Raw genomic sequence first — 14,965 nt, 5'->3', positions numbered from 1 at the left:
CTCTAATTGTATTTTACTACAACTGGAGCATGTATTAATTGATGTCTTTTATTCGCTTTTCTCTTTTTTTAAATTTGGTACATTCACCAATACTAACCCAATAATTATTACAACAAAACCAACAAAATGACCCATAGAAAAATTATCACCTTGAATAATTACCCCTAATGTTATTCCAATTGCAGGTACTAAATAATTTGTTAGACTTGTAAATGTAGAACCAGAACTTCTTACTAACGAAAGGTACATATAGTAAACAATACCCGATGCAAAACTACCCAATAAGATAAGTTTTAACCATAAATCTGTGTCTATTGCAGAGAAATGATTTTCTGATAGTGTTAAAGGTAAAATTACAATTGATGAACTCAATAATATAGCTCTTGTAAAACGTAAGGAAGAAATATCTCTTGGTATTTTTGACATTAATATTAATGCTAAAGAAAAACTAAAGGCACCAATAAGAATAAAGACAATTGATAAAACATTTACATTTTCTGTTGTAATTAAATCTTGATATACTAAAATTACCAAACCAATAAAGCCTACTAATAACCCGATAAGTTCTATTGCTTTTATTTTTCTTTTATTAATTATTCTCTCTAATAGTATTGTCATTAATGGTATACTTGCCATAAGTACAGATGTTACAGCACTAGAAACCTCCTGTTGTCCGTAGCCATTAAGAATAAATGGAACAACACTCTCACATAATGTTAGTGCCATTAATAAATATATGAGTTGTTTTGTCCATTTAATTTTTGGCTCTTTTACCATCGGTAACTTTAAAAGTAATGTGAGGGTTATGCAACCAAACAAAACTCTATAAAATGCCAATTCAAAAGGTGTAATTACTTGTAGGGCGTCATCGTTTAAAACAAATTGACTACCCCAAATTATAGCTATCAGAAACAGTAATAGAAACTTCATACCAGCAAATTTTTAATTTATGTTTTATATAATGGTATGTAAAAGTAAAGAACGAAATCTTATCATTAGTAGACATCGGTTCTATAGCTAAATATTTCTATAAATCATGGTAATATATATTCGATTTATATAAAAAGTAATATTAATGGTAGAACATTATGTACATTAATAAAATATTTTGATACGAGGATTATATCCAACAAGTACCCTCATACCTGTTCCAAATGTAGCATTAATTGGTAGGCAGATTGAAGTTGATACAGTTGCTGTGAAGCTACTGTTCTTTCTTTGCAATTGCATATTTACTTGGAGTAATTCCATACACTTCTTTAAACGATTTACTAAAGTGTGTTCTACTTTTAAAACCAACCATAACCACTACATCAGCAACTGAGTATTCTCCTTCGCAGAGCAATTCTGCAGCTTTTTTTAATTTATATGATCTAATTAAATCCTGAGGTGTTGTATCTGAAATTGCTTTCACTTTTCTAAAAAACTGACTTCTGCTCAGGTATAGTTCCTTAGCAAACTCTTCTAAGTCAATATTTTCATTTGTAAGGTTCTCTTCTAAGAGCTTGTAAAACTTATTTACAAAAATTTTATCTTCTTCTGTTTTTTGCTTTTTCTTTAATGGCATTGGAGCATCTGCTTGGAATTTATTTTGCAGTGTTTTCCTATTATTTAAAATATTTTTAAAACTTGCAATAAGGTGTTTCACCTCAAACGGTTTGGTAATATACATATCTGCCCCAACCTCTAAACCTTCAATTTTTTCTTCTGTAGATGATCTAGAAGTAAGTAAAACAACCGGAATATGATTGGTTTTTTCATCTCCTTTTATATATCTACATAGTTCAATTCCATTCATTTCGGGCATAATAATATCGCTCAAAATTAAATCTGGCCATTCATTTTCTAATGCATCAATACATTCTTTACCGTTAGAAAATGTTACAACAGCAAAATATTGATTGAGTATTTTAGATATAAATTTTCTAAGGTCAGTATTATCTTCAACATAATAGATCGTTACATCACTATGTTCGTTTTCTTTAATGATTTCTGATAAATCAATTACTTGATCTTCTACCCTTTGTCTTTCATCGTGAGATTCTAAGGAATGAATTTCATCAATACGTTTCTCGCTTAAAACATTTTCTTTACGTGTTTCTATTGGTAAAAAAACCTCAAATTTTGTTCCTTCTCCAAGGGTACTACTCACCGTAATTTCACCATGATGCATTTCTACCAACATTTTTGTTAATTCCAACCCAATACCAGTGCCTACAGAGTATTTCTCCCCTTTATTAGATTGATAAAAACGTTTAAATAGATGATCCAAATCTTCTTCTGGAATTCCTATTCCTGTGTCTGAAACACTAAAAAATAATCCTCCATTTTTGTCTTTATAATTAATTGTAATCTGATCGCCTTCTCTTGTAAATTTAAATGCATTATTTAGTAAATTATTGACAACAACTTCTAGTTTATGCTCATCTGCAAGTACATATAATTGATTGGCATCTCCTTCTAAAATCAGTTTTTTACCAGAGTCTTCAGCAAGTTTATCAAAATCTTGCTTAACATCTGTAACAAGATCTGTAAAGTCGAAAGTGGTATATTTCAATTTTAGAATATTTTCATCTGCCTTTCTAACATCATGTACTTGTTCTACAAGCTGGAACATTTTCTTTGATTGCCTTTGAATTAAATCTATATGCTGAAAGGCATCTTGATTAGTTTCAAACATCCCTTTAAGAACAGAAATAGGACCACTAATTAAGGTAAGAGGTGTTCTAAATTCATGCGAGATATTCATAAATAATTTTAATCTTGCAGCATCTAATTCTTCTAAACGGTTCTTGTCAAATTGCTCTATCTGTAAATTATATTCAAGCGTTTTCATTCGTAATAACGTCAGCATTACCATTGCAATCACAAAGAAAATAAGCAAGAAATACAAGCCTTTTGCTCCATTAGAATTCCACCAAGCATATTTTACATTAATTTTTATTCTTTTTGTGGGAGACCATTCATTCTTAGAATTCGATACTTGTGCCTCAAATATATATTCGCCTGGAGGCAGTAAGCTAAAGTTTACAACTTTATTATTTGATGTTGCTTCTAGCCATGAGGTATCTTTTGGCAATAACCTGTAACGAATATGATGGGCTTCAGTATTGGAATAATGTAAAGATATTAGCTCTAGGGCAATACTTCTTTGATTGTATTCCAACGTAATTTCATGAGAGTCATTTAAAGGTTTAAATAAAATAGCTGCTTTATCCCCCTTGTTTTTTACTTTTACAATTTGATTATGCACCTTCAAATCACCAAATAAAAGTGGTGGGATATTACTCTCATTGGGTACTAAATCTGGGTTAAAATAACATATCCCATTGTTGCCCCCAAAAACCATCATACCATTTAATAATTTTGTAGAGCTCACTTCAAATGAAGCAGGTACTAAACCATCTTCGGCAGTATAATTTCTAAAGGTTTCTGTTACGGGGTCAAACTGATTTATTCCTTGATTTGTTGCAATCCATAAACGTCCTTTATTGTCGTATTGGAACGTCATTACATCATTATCATCTAACCCTTCTTTTTCTGTAAATGTTCTGAATTTTATAGTATCATTTTCTTCAATCACCTTTGTAATCCCACCCTCTAAAGTACCTAACCAGAGGTCTCCATTTAGTACACGTTGCATACAATTAATGGCATACACAGGCAAAGAAGATGAATCATTTTTAATAGGAATAAAATGCTGAAAAGTAACTTCAGATAAAGGCTTATCTTTAACATAATCTATTCTAAATAAACCGTCTGATTGGGTACCTAACCAAATACAATCTTTTATTGGATCTGCATAAATTACTTTTGTTGCTAAATTATAATTATATGGTACGCTACCAAGATTATTTATTACCTCTATTTTTTTGATAGAGCCATCTGAATTCATAGAATAACGATACAACTTTCTTAAGCCTGCTACCCAAATATCATTGTATCTATCTTGTGTAAAACCACGTACAGATTCACCATCTAAAACAGGATATTCAGGACTCATTAATTGTTTCCAAGTAACATCTAAATTCTTTTTCTGAAAAACACCAACCCTTAAACTACCTCCCCAAATAGTACCATAGTTATCTTTTAAAACTCTTGTTATTACTTGGTTATAAACACCAGGTTGCTTAACCTCTTGTATTGTATTATTATTGATATTAAAAACTTTTGCATTATTTGCATTCAATGTAATTAATATTTCTTCATGATCTAAGGTGATCATACTTACTACTTGACTCGACTTATTCTCTCCTTGATCTGTATTTTTTAAGTTCGAATATTTAAACGGTCTTTCTTCACTTCTAAACTTAAAAAGACCTTGATTAAATGTACCAATCCACCCTCCTTCATCTGTTAATAAAATACTACTCAAACGAGTAAAATCAGAGGTAAAAGAGAACTTAACAATCTGCTTATCAATGTTTTTAATATAAGTAGGATCTCCTACTACAGCTAAATCATTATTGTTTTTCATTAACCATAATTCTCCATCATTCCCAAGTTGAATTTGTGAATAATCTTCCCCTTCAAAAGTTCTTGCTTTAATGGTATAATTTCCATTTTTGATATTTATTATACCTAAAAACCTATAGTTTAGGGCATAAATTGTAGAATTTCCATCAAAGGCTATATCTAGACAGTAAGGAAAGTTATCTTCTAAAATTCTTTTACATTTTCCTGCACTTAAGTTAGCTATAATTATCCCAGAATTGGTTGCTAATAGAATGTTATCGTCATCAATTTTATCAATATTAAAAGATTTAAAACTTCCTATATTTATAAAATTGGGAATAATTATTTTCTTGAAAGAGTACCCATTTTTATCAATTACAATAACACCTTTTTTAAGTGTATTGCAGATAATATATTTCTTAGTTTCAATTATTTTATTAATGTATGGTCCTAACTCTTCTCCAATAGTTCCTTTATTAGTATATAAAGTTCTAAATTCTTGTTTTTGATAGAGGTAAACAGAAACACCTTTTTCAGTTCCTATTAAAATATTATTATTTTCATCTTTATACAAAGAGTGTATTCTATTACTAACTAAGCCGGAATCTGTGGAGTGATAAAACGTTTTAAATTCATAACCATCATAAATATTTAAGCCTTTAAAAGTACCTACCCATAATAAGCCATTATTATCTTGAGCAATAGAAGTTACCCCAAAATGAGATAGTCCATTTTCTATTGTTAATTGTTTAGAAATATCTACTTCAAAACCACTCCTTTGAGCATTTACTGTGGAAACTCCACATAGCATTAATAGTAAAAAGTAAGTTAGTAGATATAGTTGTTGAATTGAGTGTTGTCTAAAGTTGAAAATCATCAAAAAGTAATTCCTATTTCTGTTCCAATATTCTCATTAAAAAAATAAATTAAGCGGTTATAACTGCTAATTACACCAATTTATAAAAATTAAATTACTAAAACTTCATCAAAATTACCCAACTAAACAACTAGAAAAAATTGTAATAGATAATTATTAGACAGTAAAAACGTAGTACAGTTACTAATTTGTGGTCATCATTTAATTATAAAAAATGAGAACATGCAAGTAAACAAATTTCATATATTTATATTCCTTCTTTATATTTTTTCATGCAATCAGATAACATCAAACGATACTGTAGATGTAAATGTAAAAGAGAAGAACCAACCATTGCCTTTATTTAATTTTGATCCTGCAAACGATTGGGTTATTAATGAAGAAATTAGTGATAATTTTAATGGAACTGAAATAGATTCGACTAAATGGTTTGTACAAGGTAAAAATAATACTTTTTATAAATGGAAAGGTAATGCACCTTCTGAATACGCTGCACATAATGTTTTTTTGAAAGATGGAAAACTTATTATCAAAGCTTTATGGGAGCCTAACTATTCTTTTAGTAACGTAACTATGGAGGGTAGAAATTACGAAAATGTCACTACAGGTGCAATTGTTAGTAAACATACGTTTTTAAACGGTTACTTAGAAGTTCGGGCAAAAACTGCTGCTTCTAGCCTATGTAGTTCTATTTGGGGAGTAGGGAAACAATCTGGTTTAGATATTTTTCAGCAAATTCCATTACCGAAGACTACACTATCAAAACCTTTCTACAATGTTGCTGTAAATAATGGAGAAAAAATGAACATAGAGAAGCTAGATACCTACTTTAATTACACTTATGATCTCCCAAAAATGGTATCAAATGATTATCATATTTATGGTTGTGAATGGAATGAAAATTACATTAAACTGTACTTTGATGGAAAATTAATATATCATCTAAAAAAAGAAGACCTAAATGGTGCTTGGGTATTAAATAACCCTTTAGAATTATGGATTGATATGCAAACCAAACTGAATTATGGATTGCCTAGGGAAAATGAATTACCTTCTCAATTTGAAATAGATTATATACGTTTATGGCAAAAAAAGAAGGAGAATTTACTCTCTCAACAGTTTATTAACCTTAATGCAATTTGATTGTGTATACTACAACAAAACCGATCTCCTATTTAAATAGGTAGACCGGTTTAAGTTTGGATTGTAAACTAACTATCTAGTATTTTTGATTCTATTAATAGTCTGGATGACTACACAAAATCGTGGTAATTTCTATATAATGACGACTTTTATTGATCTACCATTACATCCACTTTTTATTGTATGTAAAGGCAACATCTAGTTTAACACTATCTGCTACATCTTTTAATTCTTTGTATAATTCTGCTCTAAAATGATCGTGTTTTTCTATTGTATCAAACAGTTGATTTTCTTTACTAACCTTAGTCTCTTTATTTAAAAGAACAACTAGTAATATATAAACTTCTCTGCCAGTTTCTGTAATGGATTTATGATGATCTTTTACTTCATCCGTACTATCAAATCGTTCAAAAACAGTATGTACTTTATCTGTTATATCTTCGTTTGCTTCCATTAAAACTAGTTCTTTTACAGACTGTTTGATGGTCTTATAAGGCATTTTTAAAATAGAAAGCATTAATATTATTGTAATAACTGGGTCTACATAGGCAATCAGAGTTGGATATTTTTCTTTTAATAAAGAAGCTACCAAGAATGAAACCCCCATACCTGCCGTTAAAAGGGTATCCATTAACCAGTTGGTGGTCTCTACTTTTAGAATGGGTGATTTAATTTTTTTACTCCCCATTAAAACAATAAAATAAGCAATAATACACCCCGTCATGCAGAATACAAAATAATACATTGAAGCTGTAAAATCAGGAATATTTCCGCCTTCTGCTATTGAATGTACACTCTCGAAAGTACCAAAAATTATAACCATTAAAATTAACAATCCTCGAAATAAATTTATTAGAGGTTCGTAAGAAGCATACCCAAAAGGATGAGATTTAGATACAGGCTTTTTTAATAAATGAATAACACCTAACGATAAGAAAGACATTACCGTAAGTAATGTTGAATACATTCCGTCAATCAAAATAGCAGAAGAATGCGCAGTGTAACCAAAGTACATTCCACATAATGCTAGTAAAGCATTTGCTCCTAATGAGATGGACATTATGTTACGTTCCGTGATTTTCATTTTATCTTTTTGTTTATAACTGCTCTTTATATGTAACAGCTTTACTTTTATACGCTTTTCTGTTTTTTTAAGTTTAATAAATTAACAGATAATACATGCATTATCTAATTTACAGCTAAAAATCTAAAGCAATACCAATATTAAATGCCCAATAACCAACATTATCATGTCCTTTAGAACCAGTCTGATAATTATATTTAGCACTCGACAATATAGATGTTTCACTGTTTCCTAATGGAATAAGGATACCTATTTCTGGAACAAAAGTAAAACCCCAATACGTATCGGATGTTGCTACCCCACCTACTTGTGCATTATAAAATACTCCTGCACCTCCTATCCCTAAACCAGCATATGGCTGTATAAATTTAAACTTTGGAAAGTAATAATGTGATGTGAAAACGGTCGACAATGTTGTCGCATCCTTAAATGTTTCTCCAGCCAAAGATATTAGATCCGATGTGTATACTTGATTACCAAATCCTTGAGAAAAATTACGCATTCCTATATTAATACCTCCTGAGATGTTATCTGTAAAAAAATGTCTATATTCTATATCCGTCCCTGTAAAGGAGGCGTCTGTAATTGCATTATTTACCGCAGCTGTCGGAATACCAATGCTGTAGGATAACCCAATAAAATCTTGAGAAAAAGTTATTTGACTACATCCCAAAATACTACCTAATGTGAGTATTAAAATTTGTAATTTATTCATAATAACAGGAATTATGTACTTATTATTTTACAGAAATATAAGGTGATATTGTAAACATTAAATGTATACCATCTTCTATTCTATGTTGATTAATAACTGTGTCTGCATCATTAGCACCAGCTAAAAACCCCTGCCAAATTACAGGGTGCTCAATTCTATTATTTATTTTTAAATCTATTCTATTGTCTACTAACTCTATGATTATCGCTCCTTGCTCGTAGACAAAATTACTGACCATAGAATAGCTATAATATGGGTAATATCCGTAATTCCCCCATACTTTATCCCATAAAGATGATGCAGGCCATGCGGTTACTGCATTAATTTTTTGGTTATTTATATACATCAATACACTCAAATCTGCAGCGTTAATTCCCTTAGTTTTATTATAAACATAACCTACAGCTCTCATCTCTTCCATTGCTTTTTCCATAATCCATACATCTGTGTTACTGTTTCCGTAAGTTGATATACTATCATCAGAATTGAGATGTATAACACCATTTTGAAACATGAACGTAGTAGAATTATCAAAACTTTCTAAAAATTCATTATTCTTTATTGTAATCACATTATCATAATCAGAAATATCTGAGGGAGCATCATTTGTTAAAGAACAAGATGTAAATGCTATATAGCTTAGAGAAGCAATTAATATATTTAGGGTGCGATTCATTTATAGATTTTTTGATGAGATAATTATATAAACGAGTTTTTAATGTTTAATAATTATAGATTTCAACAAAAAAATAATAAAATATGCTTTTATGTAAAACCCTCTTAACTACCCAAATAGGAAATTAAAAGGGTTTTTCACATGAATTTCGTTCTACTAATTTTATAAAGAATAGAGTAAATTAATTGACTTCTTTCTCTTCTACTTGTGCTAGAAATTCTATGATAACATCTTTCCAATGTCCTTTTTTATAATTAGGTTGTTTATTTTCGTCTAAAGGAAAATAATTATGATCACAATTAATCCAACGACGAACGGTAAGGTTCTTTTTTCCTTGTTCTATAAAAAATAAAGGAATGATATCACAAAGCTCAGATGCATTATCTTCTGTACCATAGGTTAGAAAAATTGGAATATCTAAAGCTAACCAATCGTCAAATAGAGGTTCTGAAAATGAATTATAACTCCTTAGATAACTATGTACTTTAACCGAATCAGGATTAAATGAATCTTCATAATTATTATAATTTAAATTGATTCGCTTTTCGGCTTCCTCCCAAGATATCTTATTATTTCGAGCATCTTGTTTTGTTGTTCTTATATACTGATCTACCCTACCAAAAGGATTTGCTCCACTTAAACCAATATGAGAAATATCTTTATTTTTTAGAGCTAATTTAGTAGCTACTTTACTACCTTGAGAATGACCAAAAACAACGCATTGAGAGGAATCTACCCAAGGTTGCTTTTTCAAAAAGTCTAATACTTCCAAACTTCTATCTACGTAATTATCTATATAATCTGCATCAGTAAATGCTTTTAAAAGTTGCTGAGGTTGCTTAGGATCTGGTATATAATAATTTCCATAAGGACTTAAATGTGTACTATCCACAACAATGGGTGTATGAGGCATTGAAATAACAACCAAATGATATTTTTGAGTAATAGAATTTATATTGAAATTAGAAATTCCTCCTCCAAAGAAAAATGGTGTTTCCATACCTTTTAACCCCATAAACATAGGTAACGGTAAAGAACCTTGGCAGAATAAAAAAACAGGCTTTTTTTGTGTAATCTCAGTATCAACTACTAAAAATTTGATACTATCTTTATTTGCTTCTGTGGTTAAACTAAAGACCGTTACTTTATCATATAGAGTATAATGTGCTTGTGAAAAGGTATTGAAACTTAATAATGTAAGTAAACAAGTCAGTAGAAATTTATTAGGCATATGTAATAGTTTTAGTTCTGCATTCAAGTTATTTTTATTTTAAATATTATCAAAAAATTAGAGGAATAATTTAAATAAAAAGCAGAAAAGTTACGGTAGTTTATCTCCTTTTTTATTTATTTGGAAAGGAAAGTAAGGTCGAGTTCTTGGAAAACGAGGTAGTCTTTTTTCCAAGTTTCTTTTGTTTGAATAATTTCCTTAAAACTTTCTGTCACTTTCCTTTAACCTTACAAAATTACGTGCTCTTTCATACCAATAAGTTACCCAATCATAAACCACTTGATCTACTTTATAATAATTTTGAGAAATTAAATCTCTAGCATATTCTAAATCCACTTGAACACCTTCTACTATTACTATCTTTTTAAGCTTATACCATATAAAATCAAAAGAGAAATAACATTTTTAATTAAAAATTCAGTTTTATACCCTTTTCATATTTTATCCCTAAATTTACACTATGAGAAAATTCCCAATTGGCATATCAGATTTTAAGAGAGTTAGAAAAGATGATTACTACTTTGTTGACAAGTCTTTATTCATTGAAGAAATAATAAATAGTAACGCTTCATCTATTCTTATCCCTAGACCTAGGCGTTTTGGGAAAACAATCAATATGTCAATGCTTCATGCCTTTTTTGGTGTCACACAAAAAAATGATGAATTATTTGAGGAATTAAAAATTAGGAAATCTGATACTTGGAAGCACCAAGGAAAACATCCTGTGATCTTCCTTACTTTTAAGGATGTGAAGGAAAGGACGTTTGAGGCTTCAATTGATAAAATAAGAAGTATATGTTCTAAATGTCTCAAAAATAATCTTCCAATACTTTTAGATTCTTCTATTTCAGAAAATAATGAAATAGAATATTTTCAAAATGTAGCGAGTAAGACAGCATCCATTGTTGACCTTGGCGAATTTCTAGCAACTACTTCTCAAGCTTTAGAAAAAATCTACAACCAAAAAGTTGTAATACTTATTGATGAATACGACTCTTGCATTATTAAATCTTGGAGTGAGGGCTATCAAAAAGAGATGATCGATTTTATGCGTGATTTTCTTTCGGGGGGATACAAAGATAATGATTCTTTATACAAAGGGGTCATCACAGGTATTTTGAGAGTGGCTAAAGAAAGTATCTTTTCGGGTTTGAATAATCTTGATGTATTTACTGTTTTAGATCATAGTGTGGCGGATAAATTTGGTCTGACAGAAAGTGAAGTTAAAAAACTTTTAGAGGATGCCAATATTCAGACTGCTTTTAATGATGTTAAAAAATGGTACAATGGATATACTATCGGTTTGCAAACAGGTATGTACAACCCTTGGTCCATTTTAAATTTCGCGGACAAACCTTCTCAAGGGTTAAAACCTTATTGGGTTAACACCTCTGCCAATGAATTGATTGAAGAGTTGCTCACCAACGCAAATGCAGACCTCGAAAAGAAACTAACTGGTTTTATTGATGAGCAAGTGGTGACTTGTGAAATTGAGGAAACGACTATCTTTAAAGATTTGGAAGCAGGACACGAAAAAACGGTGTTAGGTCTTCTTCTTTTTAATGGTTACCTCACTACTGTTTCTAAAAATCAACAAGATAGTGGCTTCTTTGAATATGGATTGAAAATTCCAAACAATGAGGTGAAAATGGTTTATACGCAGATGTTGGAACGCCTGCTCAACAAAGCCAAAAATGTAAACAGCAGTGAAATTCTAACGGCTCTTTTGGAGCAAGATACCCCTGCTTTTGAATATTACCTTTCGCAATATTTAATGAACGCTTTTAGCTATAATGACTTTAATATGAAAAGCTTCCCTGAAAGGGTTTATCATGCTTTTGTATTAGGATTAATGGCACATCTTTCTAATAAATTTATCGTGAAGTCGAACCCCGAAACGGGTCTTGGCAGAGCTGACTTAATGATCTATCCTAAGGATAATAATGATGCTCGTGGGTGGATTCTTGAGTTTAAAGCAAAGAAGCCTTATCAAAAACAATCTTTAGAGGAAATTGCTCAAGAGGCTATGCAACAAATTCATTCTTCTAAGTATTTGACGACATTGAAAGAACTTGGAAAAACGGAAATAATGCTTGTGGGTGTGGCTTTTGATGGTAAGGAAGTTGGGTGTGTGATGGAATAATTTATCTTAAAATGAATAACAAAGAAATTAGAGGGATTTTTGATAAAGAGACTATAACAGTTTATCAAGCATACTCTCCAGAAATAGCAATTCCAGCAGTTAAAAATCAAAAATTTGTCCCTCCATTTAAAATGGAAAGAATGACTTGGATTAAACCTTCATTTCTATGGATGATGTATCGATGTGGTTGGGCTCAAAAAAAAGGACAAGAACATGTTTTGGCAATAAAAATTAAACGTGAAGGTTGGGAATGGGCTCTAAAAAATGCTTGCTTATCACACTATGACACTTCTATTCATAAATCGCATGAAGCTTGGAAAGAAAGTGTACAAAATTCTCCCGTTCGTATTCAATGGGACCCTGAACGTGATATAAATCTGAAAAAATTAGAGTATAGAGCCATTCAAGTTGGCTTGTCTGGAGAAGCTGTTTCGCTTTATGTAAATGAATGGATGACAGAAATTTCTGACATTACAGATTATTGTAAAGCAATACATCAATTAATATTAAACGGAAAGATGGAGGAAGCAATAGAATCACTTCCTCATGAAGGGATTTATTAAGTTATTTCACCAATGCGTTTTAACTGATAAGTACAATATCCTTTGATCATTTCATCATCTGACAATGAGAGTTCTTTTAATTTTGCTATTGCATATGGTGTTTTTAAGTCACCAAGAATATAAGCACATTTTCTTATGAATGGGTCTCTATGAGCATCTTCATCCCAATGTTCACATTGCAAATACATTGACTGTACAACAATATCAATGCAATCTGGGTTTTTATAGTTAAACTGAAACATCAAAGCTATATTTTCATGCTGTCTATGCCAATCTTCTGTGATTAATTGTTTACAGATTAAATAAAAAAAATCATTAGAAATATACACTCTTATTTTAAATAAATAATCTATAGTTAAAGCATCTTTGTTTTTTAACGCAGCCTTAAATTGTTTATCTAAATATTCTTTGTTAAGAACTTGAGGATATTGTTCCTCAAACTCTTCTTTTGTGATTTCTTTTGTCACAAAATCCAATATCAAATCCTTTTTATCTAAAATCATTTTTTCATACTTAATTTTTCAATGGTAATTAGATTTTAATTAAAAATATCGAGCCCCTTACCTTTGCCTAATTGAATGTTAATTTGTTCTTCAGGGTTTTTAGGATTACTTTCTATTTTAAACTGAACCCTATCAAAAGTCCATTTTTTACCAGAATCAACAACATACTTTTCGGTTAAAGGCATCTCTCCAAAGATTCTTGTCATTAAATCATCATCTTGTTATTTCACCCCAATTTATCAATCGTCCCTTTTTTTACATAGTATTTGACTAGTACTCCATCATAGTCGGTCGAAAATGCTATTTTGGGTGATGTCGAGCCTTCGCCACCAATCATGGTAAAACCTTTTACTTTCCATTCATCTCGCTTCAATAATTTTTTCCTTTTCATTAGTTCGCCAAAATGATCTTCAGGTATAGCCCTATAAAAAACTTCTCCAGCTTCTTCCACAACATAGTCACCTTTTTTACCGATAACCTTTCCAAATTTCCCTACATTCTTGAACCAGTTGACCTTAAAATCAACATTTTCAGGAATCCTTGAAATAAGGTCATCAACACTTATTTCAGATGTTTTCAAATAGCTGACAACATCCTTGAGCGTTTGGATATCTAGAACATAAAAATCATCAATTTCTACTTTTTTTGCAACAGTCCAAGCATCAACAATCTTACTATCAACAGTAACCGCATCCCTAAAAGCCTTATTCCCCAAAAAATCAGTCTAAAAAGCCTCTTTCAGCTTATCATCTAACTTTAAGTCATCAAGTTTCTTAGCAATATTTTGTGGTAACCCATACTCATTATGCACATAAACCCCATCTGCATAATAACTATGAAACCCTTCTACCTCGAAGTTATAAACCAGTTCATCGCTTGCATAAGAATGAATACTATCAATAGATAGAAGCTCTCCATGAACATCTTCTATCTCATCGCCTTCAATAAAATCTCTTGCTTTTTTAAAGCCTGCTGGGGTGTAAATTCGGTGGTTGGGTGTAGATGTAAGTAGTTTTTTATTACCATGATAAAGGATCACTAAAGAATCTGTAAAACTTACTTTTGTACTGACTACTTTTGCTAAAACCCGTTTCCCTTGATCATTTTTTGTGTCTACATAATCTCCAATAACGATTTTTTCAATAGGTTTAAAAGGCTTTCCATTGGCAAAAATTTGAGTGCCTGCTGGGAAACAGAAATGACGCATGATTGAAGGTATCTTATCTTCACCGACTCCTACCGGTTTTAAAAACCTTTCTACTACTTCTTTGTCTGCATCCGTCAAACCTAACTTTCTACAAATAGAAAAGAAACGATCTGCTTTTGTAAAACCATCTTCTGATACTTCTCCTATTTCTGTGACAAATTTTGTCAATTGTGCCTTTTTACGCTGATCTATTTTCTTACTTACAAAATAGGTTGTAGTCGAAATAGGAAACAATCTTTAGAGGAAATTGCTCAAGAGGCTATGCAACAAATTCATTCTTCTAACTATTTGGCAACGCTGAAAGAACTTGGAAAAACGGAAATAATGCTAGTGGGCGTGGCTTTTGATGGTAAGGAAGTGGGGTGTGT

14 protein-coding genes are annotated in these 14,965 nt (G+C 30.8%); 3 read left to right on the top strand and 11 right to left on the bottom strand.

The features are described 5' to 3' along the window. Positions 1-48: 48 nt before the first annotated feature. Positions 49-930: a DMT family transporter gene (locus EI427_RS23825; RefSeq protein WP_126619776.1), complete on the bottom strand. Its 882-nt coding sequence runs from the start codon at positions 928-930 to the stop codon at positions 49-51. Between the two features lie 274 nt (positions 931-1,204). Next, the gene (locus EI427_RS23820; protein ID WP_170178599.1) at positions 1,205-5,266 is read right to left on the bottom strand and encodes a hybrid sensor histidine kinase/response regulator transcription factor; all 4,062 of its coding nucleotides are present in this window, start codon (positions 5,264-5,266) and stop codon (positions 1,205-1,207) included. Positions 5,267-5,554: 288 nt separating this feature from the next. Here EI427_RS23820 and EI427_RS23815 point away from each other — a divergent pair, with 288 nt between their 5' ends. Further along, positions 5,555-6,475: a family 16 glycosylhydrolase gene (locus EI427_RS23815; protein ID WP_126619772.1), complete on the top strand. Its 921-nt coding sequence runs from the start codon at positions 5,555-5,557 to the stop codon at positions 6,473-6,475. A 163-nt stretch (positions 6,476-6,638) separates the two neighbouring features. Here EI427_RS23815 and EI427_RS23810 read toward each other — a convergent pair whose 3' ends face one another. From EI427_RS23810 to EI427_RS26195, 5 genes are all read right to left on the bottom strand, one after another. Further along, the gene (locus tag EI427_RS23810) at positions 6,639-7,559 is read right to left on the bottom strand and encodes a cation diffusion facilitator family transporter (protein WP_126619770.1); all 921 of its coding nucleotides are present in this window, start codon (positions 7,557-7,559) and stop codon (positions 6,639-6,641) included. 115 nt (positions 7,560-7,674) lie between these two features. Further along, on the bottom strand, positions 7,675-8,274 hold the full coding sequence (locus EI427_RS23805) for a hypothetical protein (protein WP_126619768.1): 600 nt from the start codon (positions 8,272-8,274) through the stop codon (positions 7,675-7,677). Positions 8,275-8,296: 22 nt separating this feature from the next. Beyond that, the gene (locus EI427_RS23800; protein ID WP_126619766.1) at positions 8,297-8,950 is read right to left on the bottom strand and encodes a DUF4136 domain-containing protein; all 654 of its coding nucleotides are present in this window, start codon (positions 8,948-8,950) and stop codon (positions 8,297-8,299) included. 181 nt (positions 8,951-9,131) lie between these two features. Then, on the bottom strand, positions 9,132-10,181 hold the full coding sequence (locus tag EI427_RS23795) for a hypothetical protein (protein WP_126619764.1): 1,050 nt from the start codon (positions 10,179-10,181) through the stop codon (positions 9,132-9,134). Positions 10,182-10,379: 198 nt separating this feature from the next. Further along, the gene (locus EI427_RS26195) at positions 10,380-10,517 is read right to left on the bottom strand and encodes a hypothetical protein (RefSeq protein ID WP_155523318.1); all 138 of its coding nucleotides are present in this window, start codon (positions 10,515-10,517) and stop codon (positions 10,380-10,382) included. Between the two features lie 124 nt (positions 10,518-10,641). On the opposite strand from EI427_RS26195, the gene EI427_RS23790 reads away from it, so the two are divergent. Both EI427_RS23790 and EI427_RS23785 read left to right on the top strand, forming a co-directional pair. After that, on the top strand, positions 10,642-12,324 hold the full coding sequence (locus EI427_RS23790; RefSeq protein ID WP_126619763.1) for an AAA family ATPase: 1,683 nt from the start codon (positions 10,642-10,644) through the stop codon (positions 12,322-12,324). Positions 12,325-12,335: 11 nt separating this feature from the next. Then, positions 12,336-12,887 carry a DUF4291 domain-containing protein gene (locus EI427_RS23785; RefSeq protein ID WP_126619754.1) on the top strand — a complete coding sequence of 184 codons (552 nt, stop codon included), beginning with the start codon at positions 12,336-12,338 and terminating at the stop codon, positions 12,885-12,887. On the opposite strand, the gene EI427_RS23780 is transcribed toward EI427_RS23785, so the two are convergent. Genes EI427_RS23780 through EI427_RS23770 form a run of 4 tightly spaced genes read right to left on the bottom strand, consistent with a single transcriptional unit; the run spans position 12,884 to position 14,831 of the window. Beyond that, positions 12,884-13,390 (bottom strand): hypothetical protein, encoded by a 507-nt coding sequence (locus EI427_RS23780; protein WP_126619761.1) that lies wholly within the window; start codon positions 13,388-13,390, stop codon positions 12,884-12,886. The genes EI427_RS23785 and EI427_RS23780 overlap by 4 nt on opposite strands. Before the next feature lie 35 nt (positions 13,391-13,425). Further along, positions 13,426-13,596 carry a hypothetical protein gene (locus EI427_RS26010; protein WP_155523317.1) on the bottom strand — a complete coding sequence of 57 codons (171 nt, stop codon included), beginning with the start codon at positions 13,594-13,596 and terminating at the stop codon, positions 13,426-13,428. Positions 13,597-13,616: 20 nt separating this feature from the next. Further along, positions 13,617-14,105, bottom strand: coding sequence for a hypothetical protein (locus EI427_RS23775; protein WP_126619759.1), 489 nt, complete (start codon positions 14,103-14,105; stop codon positions 13,617-13,619). 9 nt (positions 14,106-14,114) lie between these two features. Then, complete coding sequence (locus EI427_RS23770; protein ID WP_240655388.1) at positions 14,115-14,831, bottom strand: polymorphic toxin-type HINT domain-containing protein; 717 nt, start codon at positions 14,829-14,831, stop codon at positions 14,115-14,117. Between the last annotated feature and the right edge of the window lie 134 nt (positions 14,832-14,965).

Origin of the sequence: Flammeovirga pectinis, assembly GCF_003970675.1 — a bacterium.
In the GTDB taxonomy this organism is placed as follows: domain Bacteria; phylum Bacteroidota; class Bacteroidia; order Cytophagales; family Flammeovirgaceae; genus Flammeovirga; species Flammeovirga pectinis.
The sequence above is the reverse complement of the archived record's forward strand: the minus strand, read 5'-3'. Positions and strand labels throughout refer to the sequence as shown.

What these genes read in the sequence shown, in the direction of transcription:
- EI427_RS23780 (WP_126619761.1), bottom strand. Translation starts at nt 13,390, where the DNA reads ATGATTTTAGATAAAAAGGATTTGATATTGGATTTTGTGACAAAAGAA.
- EI427_RS23795 (WP_126619764.1), bottom strand. Translation starts at nt 10,181, where the DNA reads ATGCCTAATAAATTTCTACTGACTTGTTTACTTACATTATTAAGTTTC.
- EI427_RS23820 (WP_170178599.1), bottom strand. Translation starts at nt 5,266, where the DNA reads ATGCTATGTGGAGTTTCCACAGTAAATGCTCAAAGGAGTGGTTTTGAA.
- EI427_RS26010 (WP_155523317.1), bottom strand. Translation starts at nt 13,596, where the DNA reads ATGACAAGAATCTTTGGAGAGATGCCTTTAACCGAAAAGTATGTTGTT.
- EI427_RS23815 (WP_126619772.1), top strand. Translation starts at nt 5,555, where the DNA reads ATGCAAGTAAACAAATTTCATATATTTATATTCCTTCTTTATATTTTT.
- EI427_RS23825 (WP_126619776.1), bottom strand. Translation starts at nt 930, where the DNA reads ATGAAGTTTCTATTACTGTTTCTGATAGCTATAATTTGGGGTAGTCAA.
- EI427_RS23805 (WP_126619768.1), bottom strand. Translation starts at nt 8,274, where the DNA reads ATGAATAAATTACAAATTTTAATACTCACATTAGGTAGTATTTTGGGA.
- EI427_RS23785 (WP_126619754.1), top strand. Translation starts at nt 12,336, where the DNA reads ATGAATAACAAAGAAATTAGAGGGATTTTTGATAAAGAGACTATAACA.
- EI427_RS23810 (WP_126619770.1), bottom strand. Translation starts at nt 7,559, where the DNA reads ATGAAAATCACGGAACGTAACATAATGTCCATCTCATTAGGAGCAAAT.
- EI427_RS23800 (WP_126619766.1), bottom strand. Translation starts at nt 8,950, where the DNA reads ATGAATCGCACCCTAAATATATTAATTGCTTCTCTAAGCTATATAGCA.
- EI427_RS23790 (WP_126619763.1), top strand. Translation starts at nt 10,642, where the DNA reads ATGAGAAAATTCCCAATTGGCATATCAGATTTTAAGAGAGTTAGAAAA.